The following is a 24,018-nucleotide window of genomic DNA, read 5'->3' on the forward strand; positions in this document are numbered from 1 at the left end:
GCAGCATGATTCTCGAAACCCCCGACATCACCCGCGCCCAGGCCCTGGACGGCGTCTCCTGGAACATCCTGGGCCAGGTGTACGTGCCCAAGCAGGTCAGCCTGGACAGCATTTCCTGGCACGCCACGTTTCCGGAAGAGAGCTTCGTGCCGCCGCACGTGCACCCCAACCAGGACGAGTACATCTTCGTGCTGGACGGCCGCATCGACCTGCTGCTGGACGGCAAGAAGACCTCGGCCGGCCCCGGCGACCTCGTGCGCATGCCTCGTGGCGTGCCGCATGCCTTCTTCAACAATTCCGGCGTCGCCGCCACCGCGCTGTTCTGGGCCGCGCCCGCGGGCAAGCTGCTGGAGCTTTACCGGCGCATCCACAACATGTCGAGTCCGGCGGAGGTCGTTGCGGTGGCGCCGGAGTACGACGTGATCTTCATGCCGCCTGTCTCGTCAGCGGCCTGAACCATGCGCCGCCGCACGCTACTGAAGGGCCTGTCCGGCGCCCTGGCCTGTACCCTGCCCTGGGCCGCCCGCGCCGCGTACCCGGACAAGCCCGTACGCATCATCGTGCCGCTGCCGGCGGCCAGCCCGCCCGACGTGCTGGCGCGCGTGATCGGCGAAAGGCTGCAGCGCCTTTGGGGGCAGCCGGTGGTGGTGGAGAACCGGCCCGGCGCGACCGGCATGATAGGGCTGGACGCCGTCGCCCGCAGCGCCCCCGACGGCTACACCGTGGGCATCATGTTCCTGACGCATACCGTGCTGCCGGCGCTGTTCGGCAAGGTGTCGTACCGCACGGATGGCGACTTCGCGCCGATCGCGAACCTGGTCTGGCTGTATAACGCCCTGCTGGTGGCGCCAGGCAGCGAGTACGCCGACGTCCGCGGCCTGGTCGAACAGGCGAAGCGCCAGCCCGGCAAGCTCAGCTACGGTTCCGGCGGCAACGGCTCGCCCGCCCATCTGCTGGGCGCGGCCTTCTGCCAGGCGGCCGGCATAGACATGCTGCACGTGCCGTTCAAGGGTCCTGCGGAAGCTGCGCAGGCGCTGATGGGCGGCTACGTGCAGACCATGTTCGCCACCGCTTCCGTCGCCGTGCCGCTGGCGCAGTCCGGCAAGCTGCGCGCGCTCGCCGTCACGCGCGATGGCGGCATGGCCGCCTTGCCCGGCGTGCCCACGCTGGCCGAGGCCGGCGTGCCTGCGTTCAACCTGAAAGAATGGGAGGGAATCGTCGCGCCCGCAGGTACGCCGCCGGACCTGATCGCCAAATGGAACGGCGCCATGCAGACCATCCTGGCCGACGCCGAGGTGCGTGACAAACTAGCCGGCCTGGGCATGGAAGCCGCCCAGGCCAACACGCCGGCCGAGTTCGCTGGGCTGATACGCGGCGAGCTGCAACGCTGGTCGGCGTTCGTGTCGGAACAGAAGCTGCGCAACGGATGACGGGCGGGCGGCCAAGCCCGGCCGCCTACTTCGCCACGCCCCCCACCCTGCCCAGGAACTCCAGCACCGCCAGATAGGAGCCTTCGTTGCCCGCCGCGTTGGCGCTGGGCGTGCCGCCCGCGTCCAGCAGCAGGCCGGACATGGCGTGCGGCTTGCTGATCAGGGTCGCGGGCAGGCAGGGATAGTGCACGTGATGGCCGGCGCCCATGCAGACATGGTGGAAGGTGGGCAAGCCATGTTCCTGGCGCCGCCGCATGACGATTTCAGAGTACGCGGTGCTGGGCCAGAAGCCGTCGTCCGACGCGCTGACCAGCAGCACCGGACCAGGATAGTTCTCGACCGGAATGCGGGCGCGCTCGAACGCCGCGCTGTCGCGCGTGGCGCTGAGAAAGGCGTGCGTCTGGCGGTACGGCGGCTGGGACGCGTAGGCGGCGCCCCAGTTGGCGCTGGCGTTGTCCTGCCACAGGTGCGGCAGCGGCTCGCCGCCCTTGGTCCAGACCTGCGCGTCGCGGCCGGTGCCGGGCGCGCCAGCGCTGACCACGCCATGCATCACGGGCGAAGGCACATAGGCGACCACTGCGCTTACCAGGTCCGGGTAATGCGAGGCCACCAGCAGCGAGGTCTCGCCGCCGCGGCTGATGCCGGACAGGGCCACGAAGCCGTCGCGCGGCTTGAGCTCCGCGCGTGCCCAGCGCAGCGCATGCTCGAAATACTCCAGCGGCATGTCGTTCAGATACTTGGGGCGGCCTTCGTAGTTGAAGATGGCCAGCGCCAGGCATTGGTAGCCGCGGGACGCGAACAGCGCCGCGCGCGGCGCGTTGACGCCGCCGGACGAGCCGTTCATGTAGATCACCAGCGGATGCGGGCCCGGTCCGGCGGGGGTGTAAAGCTCGCCCGACAGCGTCATGCCGCCGACTTGCTCGCGCACGCTGCGGTGCGTGACGCCTTCGGCCTGGAATTCCTGCACCAGGGTCGCCGCGGCGGACTGGCGTCCGTCGCTGGCTTCGATGCGGATGAGGAGCGGCTCAGTCCGGTCCGGCGGGAACACCACGCTGGCCACGTCCTCGCAGGCCATGGACCAGACGATGCCCATGGCCGCGGGTTCGGCGTAGCTGCCGGACACGGGGCAATCGCGGGACAGGTCCAGGCTGCCGTCATGGCCCGCCACGAATACCGCTTGCGAGCGCCATGGCGCGCCGCACATCGTCATGCTGGCCGTGACCGTGATGAAGGCGTAGGCCGGAAAGCCGCTCACGCGGATCTCGCGCGTCACGTCGATCAGGGCGCGTTCCGGGGTGACGGTGATGCTGGGTTGTTCTGCCACGGTGGCTCCTTAGCTCTTCAGGTCGGTCTTGGGCACGCCGTTGGCCTTGATGACCTGGGCCCACATGGCGGATTCATCGGCGATGACCTTGTCCAGGTCGGCCGACGAGGTGAACTCCACGGTCACGCCCTGGTCCGCGAACTGCTGCACCAGGCTGGGATCGCGCGTGCCTTCGCGCACGGCGTTCTCCAGCGCCGCGACCACGGGCGCCGGCATGGCGGCCGGACCCGAGATCATCATGCGGGTATAGAGCTCGAAGCCGTCCACGCCCGCTTCCTTCATGGTGGGAACGTCGGGCAAGCTGGACAGGCGCTTGTCGGAGGTGACCGCCAGCACCTGGAGCTTGCCAGACTTGATGTTGGGCAGCGCCGAGGTCGGGAAGTCGAAGGTGCTCTGCACCGTGCCTGCCATCAGGTCCAGCAGCGCGGGGCCGCTGCCCTTGTAGGGCACGTCCTGGAACTGCGTGCCGGTCTTGGACTGGAAATGCAGCAGCGCCAGGTGGTTGATCACGCCGCGGCCCGCATGCGCGCAAGTGATGTCGCCGGGCTTCTTCTTGGCCAGCGCAATGAATTCCTGCACGTTCTTCACGCCCAGGTCGGGATGCACGATCAGCAGCATCGGCGACTTGCCCATGGAGCCCAGCTGCTTGAAATCCGATTGCTGGTAAGGCAGGTTGTTGTAGAGCAAGGGATTCAGGATCATGCCGTTGGTGCCGGCGAAACCCAGCGTGTAGCCATCGGGCTCGGCGCGCGCCACCGCCACCGTGGCGATGATGGCCTGGCCGCCGGGACGGTTTTCCACCACTACGCTCTGCTTCAAGGTCTTGCCCATGCGCTCGGCCAGGGCGCGCGCCGCGATATCGGTCAGCCCGCCAGGGGCAAAGCCCACCAGCAGGCGCACGGGACGGGTCGGAAAGGTATTCTGGGCCCAGGCGGGGCGCGAGATCAGGGGCAACGCGGCGAGCGCGCCCAGGGCATGGCGGCGGGTAAATCGCATACAACTCTCCAGGCAAGGACAACGCCCCCGCGCCCGGGAGAGGCCGCGGGGCAAAGCAATCGAAGGGAAAGGACGCGCGGGCCGCTCACCTTACGGCGAGCTGTCACGGCGTCAGTATGTTGTATGCAATATAGCGCCCACGCTATTTAGGGATATCCCGATGTGCTTTAAAGTCGAAAAGGGGCGGCTATCACTCGCAGAAGCTACATGGAAGCATTGGCTTGGTCTATCTCGCCCGTTCCTCGGACACGGCTTGTGGCATTTCCCAGCAGGAATTTCAGCTTTTGTTTGTTCTGATCAAAAGCGTATATGGCCGTCAAGGGAACGGCCGCAACAATCATGCCGGACAACACACTTGAAATCTGTTCATTGAACTTTGAAAGTAAGGGAACAGCGGTAACACCCTGGCTGACAACGCGTTGCACATAGACCCCAGCGATAGCCGTAGCGGTACCCAACAACACGACTTTTAGGCTCTCGAACTTGTGCGGATCGTCGCCAGCCAATATCCGTACGCAACGAACGGTGCTTAGCGTGCTCTCGCGAATAATCGCCAGGACGAATGCGGGCATCTTCACAATCAAGGAAATCAGAATCTGGGGAAGCACGCTCAATGCGCCTGAAACACCAGATTCGATACCCAAACTCCGTGCGCGCGCCCATATCTGACGTTCTTCGAAACGCTGATCCAGGCGTTCGCGGACTCGGGCGGTCGCGTCCTTGACGTTCTGGATCCAACCGTCCTCATTGACCAGCTTGGCCTTGGACGCAAAGGTCTTTATTTCGTCCATGAAGATGTCCAATGTCTCCACTACGATCAGTCCAACAACCTGCTGGACACCCATAGCGATCCCTGTACTTATCACCGTGCCAGCCACCTCCTTGGCTGCGACAAGGCGAGCCTCATTGATGGCTTCCTTGCTGCGCCCGTACGCTAGCTCCATGTCCCGGATATCAAGCTCATGCTGATCGCCGGTACTCTGGATCTTGACGATGATCTTGTTCGGATCGGTGGGATGGGGCGTGCCGAAGCGCTGCGTGTAATCCCACAGATCCATTTCCTGCTTCTGGCCATTGACTCGGTCATTTGCGTAGATCAAGTTACGAGGGTCATTCATCGTGTCCCCCATCTGTCGATTAGTCTGTCCGATCTTCAACAGGAAATCCCCGAAGATCTCATTGCGCGATGTCACATGCTCCACATCGAAATCCGCCTTGAGTAAGGGCAAGTCGCGGTTGTAGCCATTCTCCGCAGCCTGAAGATAATGCATCTGGTCGCGCGCTTCGCGCATCGCAACATAGTTCTCATGCCTACGGTCAGCCACGGACAGATGCTTGAAGGTGGAGTACTCGTCGCTAAGTTTGTCGTACTTGGTCGCACTATGGTGATCGATATCGTGCATAATGTCGCCAAGCATAAAGACAGCGATAGCTCGCCGCACCGCCTCATCTCGACATTGGCCGAAAATGTCGTCCACCGTATCCGCTGGCACAGGAAGACGTTTGCGCACGTCTTCCACCATTTCCATCGTGCTTTTGTCGACCTCGAACGTGGATCGGAAGTACGAGACGATGTTGTCTCGGCTCATCTCAACGTAGCCGCTCACCTTTTCTTTTGCGGCAACCGCATCGAACTCCCGCACCGTCTCTGCGGCCCTATGCCCAACATTGGCAGCCGCATCGCAAACGCTCTTGAAAACGTCGGGAATCTTTGAGTTTGCCGCGCTGCCATACTCAACTGCCTTGGCACTCGTTGCATGTCCAATTTCCAAGCTTTTCTCGAACGCAGCCCCCCCCAGATCACGCGCCCGACCTGCTGTTTGCGCCCCCAACTCCGCCCCCTTGGCAGCAAGATTCGCCGCCGCTTCCTGAAGGTCCTTAATCTTATCCAAGCCCAATTTCTGGTCGAACCAACCCATCTTCTTTATGCCTCCACGATGAATATCGTTTTGTAACATAAAGAAATTTTTGGAATAATTGGATTAGAGGGAAGCATTGCTCTCGTATTACGAGCAACCGCCGCCGATCGGCCAATCAACCTCCATTGCAGAAAACACACAAACGCGAGCGTTCAGAGTTTGGTCATAAGCTTCTTCCAGCCCTCCAGCCCCAGCCGCTTCATCGTATCGATGTTCTTCTCGTAGATTTCGGCGGCGTCCGGGAAGGACTCCACCGCGCGGTCGATGCTGTCTTCGCGCAACAGGTGCAGGATCGGGTACGGCGACCGGTTGGTGTAGTTCTCGATGTCGTCCGGCTGCGTGTCGGCGAACTGGAACTGCGGATGGAAGGTGGCCACCTGCAGCTCGCCCACCAGACGCATGCGCTTGAGCAGACGGTCGGACAGGTCTTCGAAGTCATTGAAATCAATGAAATCGTCCAGCGCGTCGGGAATGATCAGCAGCGTGGTGTCGATCTTTTCCGGATCGGCTTCGGCCAGCAGCGCCAGTTCGTCCTGCAGGTCGGTCAGAACGCCTTCGGCGTCGGTGGCATCGCTGACGGCAAAGCGGATCTGGTCCTTGACCTGCACCGCCTTGGCGAAGGGACAGAGGTTCAGGCCGATCACGGCCTGGTTCAGCCAGTGCTTGGTCTCAGCGACCACGTTGGCGTAGGCGTCGGAAGTGGAAATCATGGGTGTCCGTCCTGGAAAAAGAAAAGCGCGGGCGTTGCGGCCCGCGCTTTGAAGAGCGTCGCCGCCGCTTACGCGGTGGGCATGGCGGCCATGGTCTGGGCCACGGCTGCGGTCAGTTTCTTGCCGTAGGGCACGTGCAGGAATTCATTGGGACCGTGGGCGTTGGACTTGGGGCCCAACACGCCGCAGACCATGAACTGGGCCTTGGGAAAGCCCTTCTGCAGGATGCTCATCAGCGGAATGGTGCCGCCCTGGCCAATGTAGCCGCAGGAAGCGCCGTAGTATTGCTGCGAGGCCGCATCCAGCGCCTGGGTCAGCCAGGGCGCCGAGGCCGGGGCGTTCCAGCCGGTGGCGGCGCCTTCGTTGGCCTTGAAGATCACCTTGGCGTTATAGGGCGCGTCGGCTTCCAGCAGGGCCTTGATCTCTTGCGAGGCGGCCACGGCGTCGATCAGCGGCGGCAGGCGCAGCGACAGCTTGAAGGCGGTGCGCGGGCGCAGCACGTTGCCGGCGCTGGACAGCGGCGGCAGGCCTTCGGCGCCGGTCACCGACAGCGTCGGACGCCAGGTGCGGTTCAGCAGCGCCTGCTCGGGTTCGGTCGTCATGGGCAGCACAAAGCCGCCGTCGGCGCCGCAGCTCCAGGGGAAACGGCGCCAGACTTCGTCGCCCAGGATGCGCGCGGTGGCGTGCACTTGTTCCACGCGTTCGGCGGGGATCTCGCAATGCAGGCTCTGCGGCAGCAGGCGGCCGGTGCTGCTGTCTTCCAGGCGGTCCAGCAGATGGCGCAGGATGCGGAACGAGGACGGCACCACGCCGCTGGAGTCGCCCGAGTGCACGCCTTCGTCCAGCACCTGGACTTCCAGCGTGCCCGACACCATGCCGCGCAGCGAGGTCGTCATCCAGAGCTGGTCGTAGTTGCCGGCGCCGGAGTCCAGGCACACCACCAGGGCCACGTTGCCCAGACGGTCGCGCAGCGCGTCCACATAGGGCAGCAGGTCGTAGCTGCCGGATTCTTCACAGGTTTCGACGATGCCCACGCAGCGCGGACGCGGAATGCCCTGCTTGTCCAGCGCCATGATGGCGGTCAGCGAGGCGTACACGGCATAGCCGTCATCGGCGCCCCCGCGGCCGTAGAGCTTGCCGTCTTCGAGCTTGGGGGTCCAGGGGCCGAGGCCTGCGCGCCAGCCGGAGAATTCGGGCTGCTTGTCCAGGTGGCCGTACAGCAGCACGGTGTCGCCGTTGTCGCTGCGGGTGGCGGGCGCGTCAAAGAAGATGACGGGCGTGCGGCCCGGCAGGCGCACCACTTCCAGCTTCAGGCCGGAGACTTTTTGCGCCTCGACCCACTGCGCGGCGTCGCGCACCACGCGCTCGATGAAAGCGTTCTTTTCCCAGTCCGCGTCGAACGCCGGGCTCTTGGCCGGGATGGCGATGTAGTCGGTCAGCGCCGGGATGATCTCGTTGTCCCATTTCTCGTCGACGAAAGCCTGCAGGGCCTTCGGGTCCAGGGTGGGAGGAAGAGCGTCTTCGGGGATGCGTGCGTTCATGGCGCGGGATCCTGTGTGCGGGAGGGGGTAGGCAATCCGCTATTTTATGCCTGTGTGGCGCGGCTGGCACCTTTTGTCCCTGGTTGTCGTCGGCGCCGGGAAATGGTGCCGCCATGTGGTGCCGCCCTGTGGGCCGCAGATCTGGCCCATGAACAAAGCCCCCAAGGCGCAAACACGCAGGGGGCTTTGGTTCAGTTCACGGCCAGCCCTCCGGGCCGGCCGCCTTATGGGCCAAGGTCAGCGACGCAATCAGGCGCCGAGCAAAGCCGGTTCGCCGTTGCGGCCCACGGCCGGCGCGTCGGCGTCGATCACGCGGCCGGTCTGCAGCTTGAACACGGCCACGGCTTCGCGCAGGCGCTGCGCCTGGGTTTCCAGCGAGGCTGCGGACGCCGCGGCCTCTTCGACCAGCGCGGCGTTCTGCTGCGTCACGCTGTCCATCTGCGACACGGCCTGGTTGACCTGCTGGATGCCCTGCGACTGTTCTTCAGATGCGCTGGAAATTTCGTTGATGATGTCCGTCACGCGACGCACCGAGACCACGATTTCCTGCATCGTGGCGCCGGCGGCTTCCACCTGGTCCGAACCGACAGATACCTTCTGCACGGAGTCGTCGATCAGGCCCTTGATTTCCTTGGCGGCGGCGGCGCTGCGCTGCGCCAGGGCGCGCACTTCGCTGGCCACGACGGCGAAGCCCTTGCCCTGCTCGCCGGCGCGCGCCGCTTCCACTGCGGCGTTCAGCGCCAGGATGTTGGTCTGGAAGGCGATGCCGTCGATCACGCCGACAATGTCGGCGATGCGGTTGGAGCTGTCGGCAATGCCGCGCATGGTGCCGACCACGTCGCCCACGGCCTGGCCGCCGCGCGTGGCCACTTCGGACGCCGCCACGGCCAGTTCCGAGGCGCTGCGGGAGCTTTCCGCGTTGTTGCGCACGGTGGAAGACAGTTCATCCATGCTGGCGGCGGTTTCTTCCAGCGAGGCGGCCTGCTGCTCGGTGCGCGAAGACAGGTCGATGTTGCCCGCGGCGATCTCGCGCGCGCCGGTGTGGATCTCTTCCACGCCCAGCCTCACGGCCGACACGGTACGCGCCAGGCTATCCTGCATGCGCTTGACGGCGGCGTAGAGCACGCCGATTTCGTTGTTGCCGCGTTGCTCGATGCGGTTGGTCAGGTCGCCGCCGGCGATGCGGTCGAACAGGCGTCCGGCTTCATGCAGCGGACGGAACACCGCGCGGCCGAACACCGCGTACAGGCCCACCACCAGCGCGGCCACCACGACCAGCAGGCCGATCAGGACGGCGATCGCGCCGTTGATGCGAGTGGAGGCGTCGCGCGCCACGCGCTGGCCGACTTCGTCGGCGTAATCCACGTACTTCTGGATGGCGGCGGTAAAGGTCAGGCCCAGCGGCGTGACTTTTTCCAGGTTGAGGCGGTTGGAATCCTGTGCGTTGCCGGCACGGATGGCCGCGATCATGGGCACGATGGCGTCGCGGTGATAGACGTCGTAGGCCGCCAGCGCCGCGTCCAGCAGCGGCTTGCCCTGGGGCGAGGTTTCGGGTGTCTTGCGCGCTAGGTCGATCAGCTCGCCGGCCTTCTTGGTGTAGCCGTCCAGGCGCTGCATGCTGGCCAGGTTGTCCAGGCTTTTGCCTTCCATCAGCGCGGTCTGCGCGGCCAGCAGCACCAGGCGGGCGCGCAACAGTTCGGCGCCAGCGCCGTTCACCGCATTGGCGCGGACCAGGTTGGTGTCCAGCAGCACTTCGATGGAATTGCGGTTGGAGGTCAGCTGCTGGTGGACGGCGATGCCGGTTAGCAGGAAAAGCGCGAAGAAAACGGCTAAAGCGGTCGTCAAGACCGCGCGAATACTGAGATTCTTGAACATTGGGGTCACTCCGGGTTGCGTGTAGCGGCTACCTATGCTTTACGACAGGTTGCAATGAAAAGTTAAACATCTCATTTGATTGCATGAGGCATTTCGTTCCGCGCCGCGCTTGTCCAACACAATTAACAACGATTATCATTTGCAGTTTTGGACCTGACGGGAACCCATCGTGACGGCGGCCACCCAGCCCACGGCGCACCATGCCTTGAACCTGCTCTACCGCGACCATCACGGATGGCTGGCGGGCTGGCTGCGGCGGCGGCTGGGTTGCGCCCACGACGCCGCGGACCTGTCGCACGACACCTACGAACGGCTGCTGAACTCGGGCCGGCTGCCCGAAGCCGGCCAGGCGCGCGCCTTTCTCACCCAGATCGCCCGGGGCCTGGTGGTGGACCTGTACCGCCGCCGCGCCCTGGAAAGCGCCTACCTGGACGCCCTGGCCAGCTTGCCCGAAGCGCACATGCCTTCGGCCGAGGCGCGCGCGCTGGCGCTGGAAACGCTGATGGCGGTGGACGCCGCGCTGGACGCCCTGCCCGCCCGCGCCCGCCAGGTCTTCATCCTGTCCCGGTTCGAGGGCCGGACCTATTCCGACATCGCGCAAAGCCTGGGCGTGTCGGTGGCGCTGGTGCGCAAGCACATGCTGCGCGCCGCCCAAGCCTGCCTGGCCGCGCTGTGAGCGCCCGGCACGGGGACATCCCCGAACCGATACTGGCTCAAGGGCTGGAATGGCTGGTCATCCTGTGGTCCGGCGAAGCCAGCGCCGACGAACGCGCCGCCTGGCAGCGCTGGCGCGCCGCCCATCCGGACCATGAGCGCGCCTGGCAGCAAGTGCAGCGGATCGATACGCGGCTGATGGACGTGTCGCCCGAGGCATCGGCCCAGGCTCTGGCCCGCTCGGGCCGGCAGGCGGGACGCCGCAAGGCCCTGCGCTTGATGGGCTGGGCGGTGCTGGGCGCCGGCGCCGCGGGCCTGGCGGCCCAACGCCTGCCTTGGCAGGCCTACGCCGCCGACTACCGCAGCGCCGTAGGCGAACGGCGCGAAATCACGCTGGCCGACGGCACCCGGCTCGTACTCAACGGCGACAGCGCCGTGGACATGGAATACACCGCCGACACACGCCGGCTGGTCCTGCGCCGCGGCGAGATCTACGTGCAAACCGGCCACGGCCCGGCCGCCGCGGGCCGCCCCTTTTTCGTCGCCACCGCCTTTGGCGACGTGCAGGCGCTGGGCACCCGGTTCACGGTGGAGCAGCAGCGCGACCGGATACGGGTCGGCGTCTATGAAGGCGCGGTGGAGATCCAGCCGTTCCGGGGCCGCCCCCTGCGCCTGGACGCGGGCCAATCCGCCGCGTTCACGCCGCTGGCGGCCGAGCCGATGCCGGACGCCTTGCAGCAGGCGCCAGCCTGGCTGCGCGGCCAACTGGTGGCCGAACGCCTGCGCCTGGCCGATTTCCTGGAGCAGGTCGGACGCTACCGGCGCGGCGTGATCCGCTGCGACCCGCGCGTGGCCGACCTGATCGTGTCGGGCGTGTACGCCCTGGACGACACGGACCGGATCCTGGCCTCGCTTGCAAGAGCCCTGCCGCTGCGCGTGTCGCGCTACACGAGCTACTGGGTGGTGGTGGAACCCAGATAGCCCTCCACAAAAAAATTTCGCGAAAACCGTAGCACTTTTTATTTCTCGTTCGGGATACCTGCATATCCGCAGCATTCACGTCCGCAACGAGGAACCCACTACATGCAAGCCCGCTCCACTCCCAAGCCCGCCCGCAGCACGCTGGCGCTGGCCCTGACCGCTTTGGCGCTGGCCGCGCCCCCCGCCGCCATGGCCGCGGAACCGGGCGTCCCCTCGCCCCAGGAGCGGGCCGCCAGAAGCTACGACATTCCCGCCGGCCCGTTGGACCAGGTGCTTAACGCCTATTCCCAGCAAGCGGGCGTGACCATCACCATCGACGGCGCCCTGACCGCGGGCCGGCGCAGTCCCGGCCTGCGCGGCGCCTATGGCCTGAACGCGGGCTATGCCGCGATCCTGGCCGGCAGCGGCCTGGCGGCGCGCCTGGAAGGCGGCGGCTACGTGCTGCGTCCGCTGCCGCCCGGCGCGGCCGGCGTCTCCACGCTGGAGCCGGTCACCGTGCGGGCCTCGAGCGTAGCGCCCGACAGCTACGTGGCCGAGGAAACCCGGGCCGGCACCAAGACCGACACGCCCATCCTGGAAGTGCCGCAGTCGATCTCGGTGGTAACGCGCGCGCAGATGGAAGCGCAGAACGCGCAAAGCGTGACCGAAGTGCTGCGCTACGTGCCTGGCGTAACGGTGGAAACCTACGGCGTGGACCCCAAGGGTTTCGACTGGGTCATGCTGCGCGGCTTCAACGCCCAGGCCACCAGCGACTATAAGGACGGCCTGCGCCAGGCGACCTCCGGCTACACCCTGTTCCGCAGCGAACCCTATGCGCTGGATCGCATCGAGGTGCTGCGCGGCCCCTCTTCCGTGCTGTACGGCCAGGGCGACGCGGGCGGGGTCATCAACCGCGTGAGCAAACTGCCCTCGGCCACGCCGCACTACGAGGCCGAGCTGGAGTACGGCAGCTTCCAGCGCAAGCAGGCGGCGGTCGACCTGACCGGCCCGGCGACCGAAGACGGCACGCTGATGTACCGCGTCATCGGCGTGGCGCGCGACGCCAACACGCAATTCACCTATCCGAACGGCGACCGGATCTCCGACGACCGCCTGTTCCTGGCGCCTTCGCTGACCTGGGCTCCTTCCGCCGCGACCCGCTTCACGCTGCTGACGGAGTACCTGCGCGACCGCTCCGGCGGCACCATCGGCACGGTCACGGTCAACGGCAAGCCCACCAATCTGCGCAACGGCGATCCCAATTTCAACCGCTACGACCAGGACCAGAAGAGCATCGGCTACCTGTTCGAGCACCGCTTCAACGACACGCTGCAGGTACGGCAGAACCTGCGCTACGGGCGGGTCGATTCGATCCTGGACAACATGTTCCTGGCCGGCCTGACGCCCACCGGCATCGCCCGCACAGCCCGCCGCTACGACGAAAGCATGACCGCGCTGGCCTTGGACAACCAGGCTCAGTTCGACCTGCGCACCGGCCCGCTGGCCCATACGCTGCTGCTGGGCCTGGACTTCAACCGCAGCAGCGCCGACGTGTCGCGCACCATGGGGCCGGCGCCCAGCCTGAACCCGTTCGACCCGGTCTATGGCGTGGACGTGCCCACGCCAACCATACCGCTGGCCGACTACCTGGAACGCACGCACCAGACCGGCCTGTATCTGCAGGACCAGGTCCGCTTCGATGAACGCTGGGTGCTGACCCTGGGCGGCCGCTACGACTGGTACAGCCAGAAGACCGAAAACCGGATCCTGAACAACGACACCGACCAGAGCGGCAGCCGCTTCAGCGGCCGCGCCGGCCTGAACTACGTCATGCCCAACGGCATCGCGCCCTACGTCAGCTTCGCCCAGTCCTTCCTGCCCAATACCGGAACCTCTGCCCCGGCCAATGGCAGTTCTCCGTTCGCGCCGTCGCGCGGACGCCAGTGGGAAGGCGGCATCAAGTTCCAGCCGCCCGGGTCGAATGCGCTCTACACGCTGGCGGTCTTCGACATCAAGAAGAGCAACGTGCTGACCAATGACCTGCAGAACCCCGGCTTCCAGGTCGCCTCGGGCGAGGTGCAATCGCGCGGCGTGGAACTGGAAGGCAAGTTCAGCCTGGGCGATGGCTGGGACTTCACCGGTTCCTATACCTATGTGCGTGCCCGGATCACCCGCGCCAACAACGGTACCGAAGGCAACCGTCCGGCCCTGGTGCCCGAGCACAGCGCCTCCGGCTGGCTCAACTACACGGTGCGCAACAGCGCGCTGGCCGGCTTGAGCCTGGGCGCGGGCCTGCGCTACGTGGGCTCGACCTACGGCGACAACGCCAACACGCTGAAGATCGCCGGGCGCACGCTGGTGGACGCGGGCGTGTCCTATGCGGTGGACAAGCACCTGACGCTGTCGGTCAACGCCACCAACCTGTTCGACAAGGAATACCTGGCGACCTGCTCCGACCTGAGCGATTGCTATCCGGGCAGCCGGCGCAGCGTCATCGGCCGGGTGAAGTACCAGTTCTGAACTCCGCAATGAAAACGCCCCGCCAAATAGCGGGGCGTTTCGCGCAGGCGCCGGGAAGCTCATCCCGGCGCGAGCGGTTGGCTTACTTCAGCCAGACGCGCGCGTTGCGGAAGATGCGCATCCAGGGGCTGAACGCGCCGCCCTTGTCCGCCTTGCCCCATTTCTCGGGCGCCCACGACATCATGACGTTGCGCGTCACGCGTTCCGGGTGCGGCATCATGACCGTGAAGCGGCCGTCGGCGGTGGTGACCGAGGTCAGGCCGCCCGGGCTGCCGTTCGGGTTGAACGGGTAGGCTTCGGTGGCCTGGCCGCGGTTGTCGATGTAGCGTGCGGCGGCCAGCAGGCGGCTGGCGTCGCCCTGCTGCGAGAAGTCCGCATAGCCTTCGCCGTGCGCCACGGCCACCGGAATGCGCGCGCCTTCCATGCCGGCGAAGAAGATCGACGGCGACTTGGCCACTTCGACCATCGCCAGGCGGGCTTCGTACTTTTCCGACAGGTTGCGCGTGAAACGCGGCCAGAACTCTGCGCCCGGGATCATCGGCGCCAGCGCAGCCATCATCTGGCAGCCGTTGCAAACGCCCAGCGCGAAGGTGTCGGGACGCGCGAAGTAGGCGGCGAACTGGTCCGACAGCTTGCTGTTGAAGCGGATGGTGCGTGCCCAGCCTTCGCCGGCACCCAGCACGTCGCCGTAGCTGAAGCCGCCCACGGCCACCAGGCCTTGCACCTGAGCAAGATCCACGCGGCCGGACAACAGGTCGGTCATGTGCACGTCGACGGCTTCAAAGCCGGCGGTGTCGAAGGCCCAGCCCATTTCCACCTGGCTGTTGCAGCCCTGCTCGCGCAGGATCGCCACGCGCGGACGCTTGCCGGTGTTGATGAAGGGCGCGGCCACGTCTTCCTGGGGATCGAAGTCCACGTTGGGGCTCATGCCCGGGTCCGTGGCGTCGTTCCAGACGTCGAGTTCGGCCTGGGCGCAGGCCGGGTTGTCGCGGCGCGACATGATGCGGTAGGACACTTCGCTCCAGGCGCGGCCGAGTTCGGCGCGCGGCTGGCCCCAGACCTTCTTGCCGTCGCGGTAGAACTCGACTTCGTCGGCGCCGTTCAGGCCGCCGATGACATGCGAGTGCGCCGACAGGCCCGCGCCGCGCAGCACCTGCATGACGGCGTCGCGCTGGGCGGCCGGCACCTGGATGACGGCGCCGGCTTCTTCGGAGAACAGCGCCTTGAGCGTCAGTTCCTCGCGCTGCACCGCCACCTGCTCGGGGCGGATCTTGTAGTCGCCCCAATCCGCCGATTGCGGATCGAAGGTCAGCATGTCCAGGTTGACCGAGATGCCGGTGCGGCCGGCGAAGGCCATTTCGGTCAGGGTCGCGAACAGGCCGCCGTCGGAACGGTCGTGGTAGGCCAGGATGGTGCCGGCCTCGGCCAGGGTGCGGATGGTGACGAAGAAGGCGCGCAGGTCTTGCGGCGCGTCGATGTCCGGCACGGTTTCGCCGACCTGGTTATAGGCCTGCGCCAGGATCGAGCCGCCCATGCGATGGCGGCCGCGGCCCAGGTCGATCAGGATCAGCACGCTGTCGCCAGCGTCGGTGCGCAGCTGCGGGGTCAGGCTGGCGCGCACGTCGGCCACGGGCGCGAATGCCGTAACGATCAGCGACACTGGCGCCACCACCTGGCGCTGTTCGCCGTCCTGTTCCCAGGACGTCTTCATGGACAGGGAATCCTTGCCCACCGGGATCGACAGGCCGGTGGCCTGGCAAAGTTCGCTGACGGCCGACACGGTGTCGTACAACGCGGCGTCCTGGCCGGCAACGCCGCAGGCGGCCATCCAGTTGGCCGACAGCTTGATGTCTTCCAGGCGCGCCACGTCGGCGGCGGCCAGGTTGGTCAGGGCCTCGGCCACGGCCATGCGGCCGGAGGCCGGCGCGTCCAGCATGGCGATCGGGGTGCGTTCGCCCATGGACATGGCTTCGCCGCGGAAGCCTTCATAGTCCGCCAGGGTCACGGCGCAATCGGCCACCGGCACCTGCCAGGGACCGACCATCTGATCGCGGCTGGACAGCCCGCCCACGGTGCGGTCGCCGATGGTGATGAGGAAGGATTTGTTGGCCACCGTGGGGTGGCGCAGCACGCGGTAGGCGGCTTCGGTCAGGTCGATGCCGGCCAGGTCCAGCGGCGCGGACACGCCGGGCAGGCGCGTGACGTCGCGGGTCATGCGCGGCGGCTTGCCCAGGATGACGTCGATCGGCACGTCCACCGGACGCACTTCGGCTTCGCCCTGCGGACGGATCGAGTCCAGGCCAGGCAGTCCCTCGCCGTCCACCACGCGCAGTTGGCGCTCCTCGGTGGCCACGCCCACCACCGCGTAGGGGCAGCGTTCGCGGCGGGCGATGGCGTCAAAGCGTTCCAGGTCCTTGGGCAGGATCGACAGGACGTAGCGTTCCTGCGATTCGTTGCTCCAGATTTCGGCGGGCGACAGGCCCGATTCTTCCAGCGGCACGCGCTTCAGGTCGAAGATGGCGCCGCGGCCGGCGTCGTTGACGAGTTCCGGGAAGGCGTTGGACAGGCCGCCCGCGCCCACGTCGTGGATCGCAATGATGGGGTTGTTCTCGGCCTGCTGCCAGCAGCGGTCGATGACCTCCTGGGCGCGGCGCTCGAGTTCAGGGTTGCCGCGCTGGACGGAATCGAAGTCCAGCTCGGCCGAGTTGCTGCCCATGCTGATGCTGGAGGCGGCGCCGCCGCCCATGCCGATGCGGAAGCCCGGACCGCCCAGCTGGATCAGCAGCGCGCCCGGAGGAATCACGTCCTTGTGCGTCAGGCCGGCGTCGATGCTGCCCAGGCCGCCCGCGATCATGATGGGCTTGTGGTAGCCCCAGCGCGTGCCGCCGGCGGTCTGCTCGAACGAACGGAAATAGCCCAGCAGGTTGGGACGGCCGAATTCGTTGTTGAACGCCGCGCCGCCGATAGGGCCGTCGATCATGATGGACAGCGGCGAGGCGATGCGCTCGGGCAGGCCATGATGGTCGGCTTCCCAGGGTTGCAGCGCGTCGTCAAAGCGCAGGTGCGACACGGTGAAGCCGGTCAGGCCGGCCTTGGGCTTGGAGCCGCGGCCGGTCGCGCCTTCGTCGCGGATCTCGCCGCCCGCGCCCGTCGAGGCGCCGGGGAACGGCGCGATCGCGGTCGGGTGGTTGTGGGTTTCCACCTTCATCAGCGTGTGCACGGTGGTGTCGCGGCGGATGTACCTGGCGCCTTCGACGCCCTCGCCGGTCACGCCCGGCACGCCTGCCTGGAAGCGCTGGGCGGGGCCGCCTTCCATGATGGCGGCGTTGTCCGAATAGGCGACCACGGTGCCTTCGGGCTGCGCCTTGTGGGTGGCGCGGATCATGCCGAACAGCGTGTTGGGCTGTTCCTGGCCGTCGATCACCCACTGGGCGTTGAAGATCTTGTGGCGGCAGTGTTCGCTGTTGGCCTGCGCGAACATCATCAGTTCCACGTCGGTCGGATCGCGGCCCAGGTCGGTGAAGGACTTGGCCAGGTATTCGATTTCGTCGTCCGACAGCGCCAGGCCCAGCGAGATGTTCGCCTCGGCCAGGGCTTCGGCGCCGCGCGCCTGCACGTCGACCGTGCGCATGGGCTTGCCGGCCAGCGGCTGGAACAGCGCCTGGCCGTCGAAGCTGGCGTCCACCACGGTTTCCGTCATGCGGTCGTGCAGGCAGTCGGCCGCGCGCGCCAGCATGGCGTCGTCGAAGGACTTGGTACCCAGCAGGCCGCGCTCGGGAGTGATCACGTAGCGCACGCCGCGTTCGATGCGGTGCACCGACGCCAGGCCACAGTTGTGGGCGATGTCGGTGGCCTTGCTGGCCCAGGGCGAAATCGTGCCCAGGCGCGGAATCACCAGCAGGGACAGGCTCTTGGCCGGCGCGTCGCCGGTGGCGGGAGTGCCGTAGTCCAGCAATTGGGTCAGATGTTGCTGCTGTTCGGCCGTCAGGGCCGCGTCGGTGCTGACGAAGTGCTCGTAGCGGGCGGATATGTCGGCCACCGGCAAGCCGGCTTCCTTCAATTGCGCCAGGAGGCGATCGCGACGGAAGGAGGACAGGACGGAGGAACCAGGCAGATGCTGAACTAGGGACACGATGCGGGCGCCGTATAAAGAGAGGAGAGCAAAAAGAGATTTTACCTGTTTAGGGGGTTTTCCCGGAGCCGTTGTTCAATCGATCCCGAACGCCCCTGTTTCGGCCATTGTTACAAAAGAATTCCGAAGCCCGTGCACCGGAATGGTGCAAAGCAGCATCCGCGCCAACTCCGCGCCGCTGCGAATCTTTCCCAATACCGCCCGGCGCCCTGCCTGCGGTTTTATATTGCGTTGCAACATGTTGCGCTCATCCCGCACCGCGGGAAAACACGAACTTCCGGCCCCACGGCGCGACGGTAGGATGCAGCGACCCCCATTAACGCATGGCGCCTACCCGCGCGCCGGCCGCTGCCTCACATGTCCCGCCCCGAAGCCCCCGCCGAGCCTGTCGAACCGATCATTCCCGCAGAAGCAGATCCCGCAGTCAAAGTACCGCTGGCCATCGAGGACTGGCTGGCCGTGATCCTGCTGGCGACCCTGGCCATCATCACCTTCCTGAACGTGCTGGTGCGCTATTTCACCGACCAGTCCTTCGCCTGGACGGAAGAAATCTCGGTGTTCCTGCTGATCGTGCTGACCATGGCGGGCGGCAGCGTCGCCTTCGTGCGCAACCACCACATACGTATCGAGATCCTGGCGGACTCCGGCTCCCCGCGCCGCCAGCGCATCATGGCGCTGATCTCCAACGGCTGCGTGCTGGCCTTCTTCCTGCTGCTGACCGTGCTGTCGGTGAAGCTGGTTGCCGACGAATATATCTACGAAGAAACCTCGCCCGCCATCGGCGTGCCTACCTGGTGGTATTCGATCTGGCTGCCCGTGATGGCCGCGGCGATCTCGCTGCGCACCATCGGCACGCTGCGCCGCATCGCCAAGAGCGGACGCGCCGCCGGGCAGGATCAGCAATGATCGCCGCCATCCTCTTCATCGTCTTCATCGTCCTGATGCTGATCGGCGTGCCGGTCGGCGTGGCCCTGGGCCTGGGCGGGACCGTGGCCATCGTGCTGTCCAACCTCGACACGCCCTGGTATGGCCTGCTGACCGTGCCGCAGAACTTCTACGCCGGCCTGGCCAAGTATCCGCTGCTGGCCATCCCCATGTTCGTGCTGGTGGGCTCGATCTTCGACCGCTCCGGCGTGGCCAAGCGGCTGGTGGATTTCGCCATTGCGATCGTCGGCCGCGGCCCGGGCATGCTGCCGCTGGTGTCGATCGCGGTGGCCATGTTCCTGGGCGGCATCTCCGGCTCCGGCCCGGCCTGTGCCGCAGCGGTGGGCGCGGTGATGATCACCGCCATGTCGCGCGCCGGCTATCCGGGCTCGTTCTCGGCCGCCGTGGTCGCGGCCGGCGCCGCCACGGACATCCTGATCCCGCCCTCGGTGGCCTTCATCATCTACTCGGTGCTGGTGCCCGGCGCCTCGGTGCCGGCGCTGTTCGCCGCCGGCATGATCCCCGGCATCCTGGCCGGCATCGCCCTTATCGTTCCGGCGGTGTGGCTGGCGCGCAAGCACAAGATGGGCGCGCTCGAAGCCCACTTGCCCCGCCCGCCCTTCTGGGCCAGCCTGCGCGAAGCCTCATGGGGCCTGGCCGCACCCGTCCTGATCCTGGGCGGCATGCGCATGGGCTGGTTCACGCCCACCGAAGCGGCCGTGGTCGCAGTGTTCTACGGCCTGTTCGTGGGCATGTTCATCCACCGCACCATCAAGCTGCGCGACCTGTACACCATCCTGCGCGAAGCCGCCGAGCTTTCCGCCGTCATCATGCTGGTGGTGACGCTGGCCGGCATCTTCGCCTGGGCCCTGTCCACGCTGAGCGTGATCGATCCCATCACCCACGCCATCGTCAACTCCGGCCTGGGCGAATGGGGCGTGCTGGCGCTGCTGATCCTGCTGCTGATGACGGTGGGCATGTTCCTGGACGGCATTTCCATCTTCCTGATCTTCGTGCCGCTGCTCATGCCCATCGCCAACGCCTATGGCTGGGATCCGGTGTGGTTCGGCGTGATCCTGACCTTGAAGGTCGCCCTGGGCCAGTTCACCCCGCCGCTGGCCGTGAACCTGATGGTGTCGTGCCGCATCGCGCGCGTGCCGATGGAGTCCACGGTGCGCTGGGTGGTGTGGCTGCTGGGCGCGATGTTCCTGGTGCTGGTCGCGGTGCTGGTGTTCCCGCAGCTGGCGCTGTGGCTGCCCAAGAAGCTGGGTTATTGAAAGGGCCGAACGGGGCGACCTCAAGGGGCGCCCCCAAGGCCGGCGGTACCGGTATTCATTACAACAACAGACACGCAAAGAGAGGAGACGCAACATGAAATTCCGCAACCTGATCGGAGCAGCCCTGTGCGCGGCTGCCGTCGTCGGCATGGCGCCCGCGCACGCGCAGAACTACAAGTCCGAGTACAAGCTCTCCATCGTGGTCGGCACCACCTTCCCCTGGGGCCAGGGCGCCGAGATCTGGTCCAACCTGGTGCGCGAGCGCACCCAGGGCCGCATCAACATCAAGGTCTATCCCGGCACGTCGCTGGTCCAGGGCGACCAGACGCGCGAGTTCACCGCCATCCGCCAGGGCGTGATCGACATGGCCGTGGGCTCCACCATCAACTGGTCGCCGCAGGTCAAGCAGTTGAACCTGTTCTCCCTGCCCTTCCTGATGCCCGACTATGCCGCCATCGATGCGCTGGTGCAGGGCGACGTGGGCAAGGAGATGTTCAAGCTCATCGAGAAAGCCGGCGTGGTGCCGCTGGCCTGGGGTGAAAACGGCTATCGCCAGCTCAGCAATTCCAAGCACGAGATCAAGAAGCCCGAAGACATGAAGGGCCTGAAGCTGCGCGTGGTGGGCTCGCCGCTGTACATCGACACCTTCACCGCGCTGGGCGCCAACCCCACGCAGATGAGCTGGGCCGATGCCCAGCCGGCGCTGGCCAGCGGCGCAGTGGACGGCCAGGAAAATCCCCTGTCGATCTACACCGGTTCCAAGCTCTACACCGTCGGCCAGAAGTACCTGACGCTGTGGAACTACGTGGCCGACCCGCTGATCTTCGTGGTCAACCGCGAGGTGTGGAATTCCTGGTCCGAGAAGGACCGCGACATCGTGCGCCAGGCCGCGCTGGACGCCGGCAAGCAGCAGATCGTGATCGCGCGCAAGGGCGTGACGCCTGAAGACCCGTCGCTGCTGAAGGAAATCGCCGGCCACGGCGTGACCGTGACCTCGCTGTCGCAGGCGGACCACGAGGCCTTCGTCAAGGTGACCAAGCCGGTCTATGACAAGTGGAAGAAGCAGATCGGCGAAGACCTGGTGAACCTGGCTGAAAAGTCGATCGCCAGCCGCAAGAAGTAAGCCCGCCAGAACAAGCAGCAAGCCCCAGGGGAACGGCGGCGCAAGCCGCCAACCGAGGCAGGGACGTCAGATCCCGCCCACCAACGGGCGCCAGCCACAAGCTGGCGCCCGTTTTCTTTCATGCGGGATAGCTGACTTCCAGGATGTCCAGCTCTTCGATACCGCCGGGCGTGCGCAGCACCACGGTGTCGCCCTCCTTGGCCTTGATCAGCGCGCGCGCCACCGGCGAGATCCAGCTGATCTTGCCCGCCAGCGGCTCGGCCTCGTCGACGCCCACGATGGTCACGTTGTGTTCCTCGCCGGCCTTGTCCGAATACAGCACCGTGGCGCCGAAGAACACCTGGTCGCGGTTGGGTTGCGCAGCCGGATCGACCACTTCGGCGATATCCAGCCGTTTGGTCAAGAAGCGCATGCGGCGGTCGATCTCGCGCAGGCGCTTCTTGCCGTACAGATAGTCGCCGTTCTCGGAACGGTCGCCATTGGACGCGGCCCACGACACCACCTGCACGACAGAGGGGCGCTCCACGTTCATCAGATGCGTGAGCTCGCTGCGCAGGCGCTCGTAGCCGCCGGGCGTCATGTAGTTCTTGGTGCCGGCAGGCAGCGCCTGGGCTTGCGGCAGATCGTCGTCGTCCTCGTTGTCCGACTCTTTGACAAAGGCTTTGTTCATGGCGGTTGCGCCGGTCGGGCGCGATTACAGTCGATTGTGTGCAAGGGCTGGCGACATGGCCGCCGCCTGCGTCAGAACCAGTCGTGCCAGACCGGTTTGAGGTCGGGCGGCAGCGCCGGCAAGCGGCCCAGGTCCACCCGGCTTTCCTTCGGACTATGGAAGTCCGAACCGCGCGACGCCAGGAATCCATAGCGGCGCGCCACATCCGCATAATAGCGGGCCTCTTCCGGGGTATGGCTGCCGGTGTTGACCTCGATGCCGAGGCCGCCCAGCTGCAGGAATTCGTCGAACAGCGCGGCGAACTGTAGCGGCGTGTACTTGTAGCGGCCGGGATGCGCGATGACGGCGATGCCGCCCGCGCCGCGGATCCAGCCCACGGCTTCCGCCAGCGTGGCCCACTGCATGGGTACGTGGCCCGGGCGGTCGTCGCCCAGGTGCCTGGTGAACACGGTCTGCACGTCGGGGCAATAGCCGGCTTCGACCAGATAGCGCGCGAAGTGCGTGCGGCTGATGAGTTCGGGGTTGCCTGCGAACGGCAGCGCGCCTTCGTAGGCGCCGGGCATGCCCATTTCCGCCAGGCGTTCGCCGATGCGCTTGGCGCGTTCGGCGCGGCCGGAGCGGGTCTTGCGCAGGCCTTCGGCCAGCGCGGCGTTCTCGGGGTCGAAGCGCAGGCCCACGATGTGCACGGTGACGCCCGCCCAGGTCACGGAGATCTCGACGCCGGTGGCGAAGTCCATGTCCAGCTCGCGCGCCGCGCGGGCCGCTTCGGCCAGGCCGCCGATTTCGTCGTGGTCGGTCAGGGCCCAGACGTCCACGCCGTTGGCATGCGCGCGCTGCGCCACGTCGCGCGGCGCGAGGGCGCCGTCCGAGACGGTGGAATGGCAGTGCAGGTCGATATTCAATGTGCGCGCGTTCATCCAGCTATTGTAGAGAAGGCCCGGCAGCGTGGATAGCGCCGAGCCGTCCCTTGTTTACGGCGCGGTCAGGACAGCAGAAAGGACGCGACCGGATCCACCTGCTCGTCCGAGATCAAGGTGGGCGCATGGCCCACGCCGGCCACTTCATGGGCCTGCGCCCGCGGATTGCGCTTGAGCATTTCCTCGACCGTGGCGCGCGTCAGCAAGTCGGATTCCGCGCCGCGCACGATCAGCACGGGACACGGCAGGGAATCATACGAACGCCACAGGATCTGTTCGCCGGCCGCCAGTTCCTCGGGAGTCTGCGCGGCCAGGGCCTGCGACAGCGCCAGGTCGTAATGCTTGACCCATTTGTCGCCCTGCTGGGGATACAGATAGCGCGCCAGGTCCGCCCACTGCGCGTCGGTATGCGGGCCGAACGTGACGGAGTTGGCGCGCATGGTGGCCACGGCATCTTCGAAGCTCGCGAACTCGCCCGGCTCGCCCACATACTGGCCGATGCGCGCCAGGGCGCCCGTCTCAAGACGAGGCCCGACGTCGTTGAGCACCAGTTTGTCCAGGTGGAAGCCTTGCTCGGGCGGCAGCATGCCCGCGTGCGAGCGCATGGCCAGCATGGCGCGCGCGAACACCGCCGCGCCCGACAACGCCAGGCCGATGAGCCCCCCCATGGACGTACCCACCCAGGCCAGCCGCGCCGGCTTCAGGCGCGCCAGCAGGGTCACCATGTCCGAGACGTACTGCGGCACCGTGTAAAACGCGGGATTGGCCAGCCAGTCGGAACGGCCGCGTCCCACCACGTCCGGGCAGACCACGCGATAGCGCCCCGCCAGCCGCCGCGCCAGCGTATCGAAGTCCCGCCCGCTGCGGGTCAGGCCATGTACGCAGACCAGCACCTGGTCGTTGCCCGGGTCGCCCCATTCCCAGTAGGCCATGCGGTGCAGGCCCGCCGGGCTGGCGCATGTGACGAAATCCAAACGGGGTTCCAGGCTGGCGTCCACCATCGATACACTCCACGAGTCGTTGCGCGCCATGGCGAAGGCGCGCCA

At 66.4% G+C, this 24,018-nt stretch carries 19 protein-coding genes; 8 read left to right on the forward strand and 11 right to left on the reverse strand.

Features of this window, described 5'->3' with window-relative positions:
- Window positions 1-5: 5 nt before the first annotated feature.
- Entirely contained in the window at window positions 6-455 is a 450-nt protein-coding gene (locus IB259_RS07940) for a cupin domain-containing protein (RefSeq protein ID WP_192328448.1), read from the forward strand.
- A gap of 3 nt (window positions 456-458) precedes the next feature.
- Window positions 459-1,430 carry a tripartite tricarboxylate transporter substrate binding protein gene (locus tag IB259_RS07945; RefSeq protein WP_054456253.1) on the forward strand — a complete coding sequence of 324 codons (972 nt, stop codon included), beginning with the start codon at window positions 459-461 and terminating at the stop codon, window positions 1,428-1,430.
- A gap of 25 nt (window positions 1,431-1,455) precedes the next feature.
- Here IB259_RS07945 and IB259_RS07950 read toward each other — a convergent pair whose 3' ends face one another.
- From IB259_RS07950 to IB259_RS07975, 6 genes are all read right to left on the reverse strand, one after another.
- On the reverse strand, window positions 1,456-2,754 hold the full coding sequence (locus IB259_RS07950) for an acyl-CoA thioester hydrolase/BAAT C-terminal domain-containing protein (RefSeq protein WP_192328453.1): 1,299 nt from the start codon (window positions 2,752-2,754) through the stop codon (window positions 1,456-1,458).
- A gap of 9 nt (window positions 2,755-2,763) precedes the next feature.
- Window positions 2,764-3,750, reverse strand: a complete 987-nt coding sequence (locus IB259_RS07955; RefSeq protein ID WP_054456251.1) for a tripartite tricarboxylate transporter substrate binding protein — start codon at window positions 3,748-3,750, stop codon at window positions 2,764-2,766.
- Between the two features lie 203 nt (window positions 3,751-3,953).
- Entirely contained in the window at window positions 3,954-5,669 is a 1,716-nt protein-coding gene (locus IB259_RS07960) for a hypothetical protein (RefSeq protein ID WP_192328456.1), read from the reverse strand.
- A gap of 152 nt (window positions 5,670-5,821) precedes the next feature.
- Window positions 5,822-6,379 carry a DUF1415 domain-containing protein gene (locus IB259_RS07965; RefSeq protein ID WP_192328459.1) on the reverse strand — a complete coding sequence of 186 codons (558 nt, stop codon included), beginning with the start codon at window positions 6,377-6,379 and terminating at the stop codon, window positions 5,822-5,824.
- Window positions 6,380-6,447: 68 nt separating this feature from the next.
- The gene (locus IB259_RS07970; protein WP_054456249.1) at window positions 6,448-7,920 is read right to left on the reverse strand and encodes a M20 family metallopeptidase; all 1,473 of its coding nucleotides are present in this window, start codon (window positions 7,918-7,920) and stop codon (window positions 6,448-6,450) included.
- 249 nt (window positions 7,921-8,169) lie between these two features.
- Window positions 8,170-9,795, reverse strand: a complete 1,626-nt coding sequence (locus IB259_RS07975) for a methyl-accepting chemotaxis protein (protein WP_054456248.1) — start codon at window positions 9,793-9,795, stop codon at window positions 8,170-8,172.
- 169 nt (window positions 9,796-9,964) lie between these two features.
- Here IB259_RS07975 and IB259_RS07980 point away from each other — a divergent pair, with 169 nt between their 5' ends.
- The 3 genes from IB259_RS07980 to IB259_RS07990 all read left to right on the forward strand — a co-directional run bounded on the left by IB259_RS07980 (window position 9,965) and on the right by IB259_RS07990 (window position 13,929).
- On the forward strand, window positions 9,965-10,471 hold the full coding sequence (locus tag IB259_RS07980; protein WP_054456247.1) for a sigma-70 family RNA polymerase sigma factor: 507 nt from the start codon (window positions 9,965-9,967) through the stop codon (window positions 10,469-10,471).
- Entirely contained in the window at window positions 10,468-11,430 is a 963-nt protein-coding gene (locus IB259_RS07985) for a FecR domain-containing protein (protein ID WP_192328462.1), read from the forward strand. The genes IB259_RS07980 and IB259_RS07985 overlap by 4 nt, the downstream gene beginning before the upstream one ends.
- 102 nt (window positions 11,431-11,532) lie before the next feature.
- Complete coding sequence (locus tag IB259_RS07990; protein ID WP_192328466.1) at window positions 11,533-13,929, forward strand: TonB-dependent siderophore receptor; 2,397 nt, start codon at window positions 11,533-11,535, stop codon at window positions 13,927-13,929.
- A gap of 82 nt (window positions 13,930-14,011) precedes the next feature.
- Here the strand turns inward: IB259_RS07990 and purL are convergent, their stop codons facing one another.
- Window positions 14,012-18,061 (reverse strand): phosphoribosylformylglycinamidine synthase, encoded by a 4,050-nt coding sequence (gene purL, locus IB259_RS07995; protein ID WP_192328469.1) that lies wholly within the window; start codon window positions 18,059-18,061, stop codon window positions 14,012-14,014.
- 75 nt (window positions 18,062-18,136) lie between these two features.
- Window positions 18,137-18,301 carry a hypothetical protein gene (locus IB259_RS08000; protein WP_192328472.1) on the reverse strand — a complete coding sequence of 55 codons (165 nt, stop codon included), beginning with the start codon at window positions 18,299-18,301 and terminating at the stop codon, window positions 18,137-18,139.
- A 117-nt stretch (window positions 18,302-18,418) separates the two neighbouring features.
- Between IB259_RS08000 and IB259_RS08005 the strand changes: the two genes are divergently transcribed.
- From IB259_RS08005 to IB259_RS08015, 3 genes are all read left to right on the forward strand, one after another.
- Window positions 18,419-18,967, forward strand: a complete 549-nt coding sequence (locus tag IB259_RS08005) for a TRAP transporter small permease (protein ID WP_054456244.1) — start codon at window positions 18,419-18,421, stop codon at window positions 18,965-18,967.
- On the forward strand, window positions 18,964-20,262 hold the full coding sequence (locus IB259_RS08010; RefSeq protein ID WP_054456243.1) for a TRAP transporter large permease: 1,299 nt from the start codon (window positions 18,964-18,966) through the stop codon (window positions 20,260-20,262). Before IB259_RS08005 ends, IB259_RS08010 begins: the two co-directional genes overlap by 4 nt.
- A 94-nt stretch (window positions 20,263-20,356) precedes the next feature.
- Window positions 20,357-21,385: a DctP family TRAP transporter solute-binding subunit gene (locus tag IB259_RS08015; protein ID WP_119451268.1), complete on the forward strand. Its 1,029-nt coding sequence runs from the start codon at window positions 20,357-20,359 to the stop codon at window positions 21,383-21,385.
- A 118-nt stretch (window positions 21,386-21,503) separates the two neighbouring features.
- Here the strand turns inward: IB259_RS08015 and greB are convergent, their stop codons facing one another.
- From greB to IB259_RS08030, 3 genes are all read right to left on the reverse strand, one after another.
- Entirely contained in the window at window positions 21,504-22,055 is a 552-nt protein-coding gene (greB, locus tag IB259_RS08020; protein ID WP_119451267.1) for a transcription elongation factor GreB, read from the reverse strand.
- 71 nt (window positions 22,056-22,126) lie between these two features.
- A complete protein-coding gene (locus IB259_RS08025) occupies window positions 22,127-22,972 on the reverse strand; it encodes a 3',5'-nucleoside bisphosphate phosphatase (protein WP_054456240.1) in 846 nt (281 codons plus the stop codon).
- Between the two features lie 65 nt (window positions 22,973-23,037).
- Window positions 23,038-23,973 (reverse strand): alpha/beta fold hydrolase, encoded by a 936-nt coding sequence (locus IB259_RS08030; protein WP_192328910.1) that lies wholly within the window; start codon window positions 23,971-23,973, stop codon window positions 23,038-23,040.
- Window positions 23,974-24,018: the final 45 nt, after the last annotated feature.

Origin of the sequence: Achromobacter sp. ACM04, assembly GCF_014851465.1 — a bacterium.
GTDB lineage: Bacteria > Pseudomonadota > Gammaproteobacteria > Burkholderiales > Burkholderiaceae_B > Achromobacter > Achromobacter aegrifaciens.

What these genes read in the sequence shown, in the direction of transcription:
- greB (WP_119451267.1), bottom strand. Translation starts at nt 22,055, where the DNA reads ATGAACAAAGCCTTTGTCAAAGAGTCGGACAACGAGGACGACGACGAT.
- IB259_RS08025 (WP_054456240.1), bottom strand. Translation starts at nt 22,972, where the DNA reads ATGAACGCGCGCACATTGAATATCGACCTGCACTGCCATTCCACCGTC.
- IB259_RS07965 (WP_192328459.1), bottom strand. Translation starts at nt 6,379, where the DNA reads ATGATTTCCACTTCCGACGCCTACGCCAACGTGGTCGCTGAGACCAAG.
- IB259_RS08000 (WP_192328472.1), bottom strand. Translation starts at nt 18,301, where the DNA reads ATGTTGCAACGCAATATAAAACCGCAGGCAGGGCGCCGGGCGGTATTG.
- IB259_RS08005 (WP_054456244.1), top strand. Translation starts at nt 18,419, where the DNA reads ATGTCCCGCCCCGAAGCCCCCGCCGAGCCTGTCGAACCGATCATTCCC.
- IB259_RS07970 (WP_054456249.1), bottom strand. Translation starts at nt 7,920, where the DNA reads ATGAACGCACGCATCCCCGAAGACGCTCTTCCTCCCACCCTGGACCCG.
- IB259_RS07975 (WP_054456248.1), bottom strand. Translation starts at nt 9,795, where the DNA reads ATGTTCAAGAATCTCAGTATTCGCGCGGTCTTGACGACCGCTTTAGCC.
- IB259_RS08015 (WP_119451268.1), top strand. Translation starts at nt 20,357, where the DNA reads ATGAAATTCCGCAACCTGATCGGAGCAGCCCTGTGCGCGGCTGCCGTC.
- IB259_RS07990 (WP_192328466.1), top strand. Translation starts at nt 11,533, where the DNA reads ATGCAAGCCCGCTCCACTCCCAAGCCCGCCCGCAGCACGCTGGCGCTG.
- IB259_RS08010 (WP_054456243.1), top strand. Translation starts at nt 18,964, where the DNA reads ATGATCGCCGCCATCCTCTTCATCGTCTTCATCGTCCTGATGCTGATC.
- IB259_RS07960 (WP_192328456.1), bottom strand. Translation starts at nt 5,669, where the DNA reads ATGGGTTGGTTCGACCAGAAATTGGGCTTGGATAAGATTAAGGACCTT.
- IB259_RS07945 (WP_054456253.1), top strand. Translation starts at nt 459, where the DNA reads ATGCGCCGCCGCACGCTACTGAAGGGCCTGTCCGGCGCCCTGGCCTGT.
- IB259_RS07940 (WP_192328448.1), top strand. Translation starts at nt 6, where the DNA reads ATGATTCTCGAAACCCCCGACATCACCCGCGCCCAGGCCCTGGACGGC.
- IB259_RS07955 (WP_054456251.1), bottom strand. Translation starts at nt 3,750, where the DNA reads ATGCGATTTACCCGCCGCCATGCCCTGGGCGCGCTCGCCGCGTTGCCC.
- IB259_RS08030 (WP_192328910.1), bottom strand. Translation starts at nt 23,973, where the DNA reads ATGGTGGACGCCAGCCTGGAACCCCGTTTGGATTTCGTCACATGCGCC.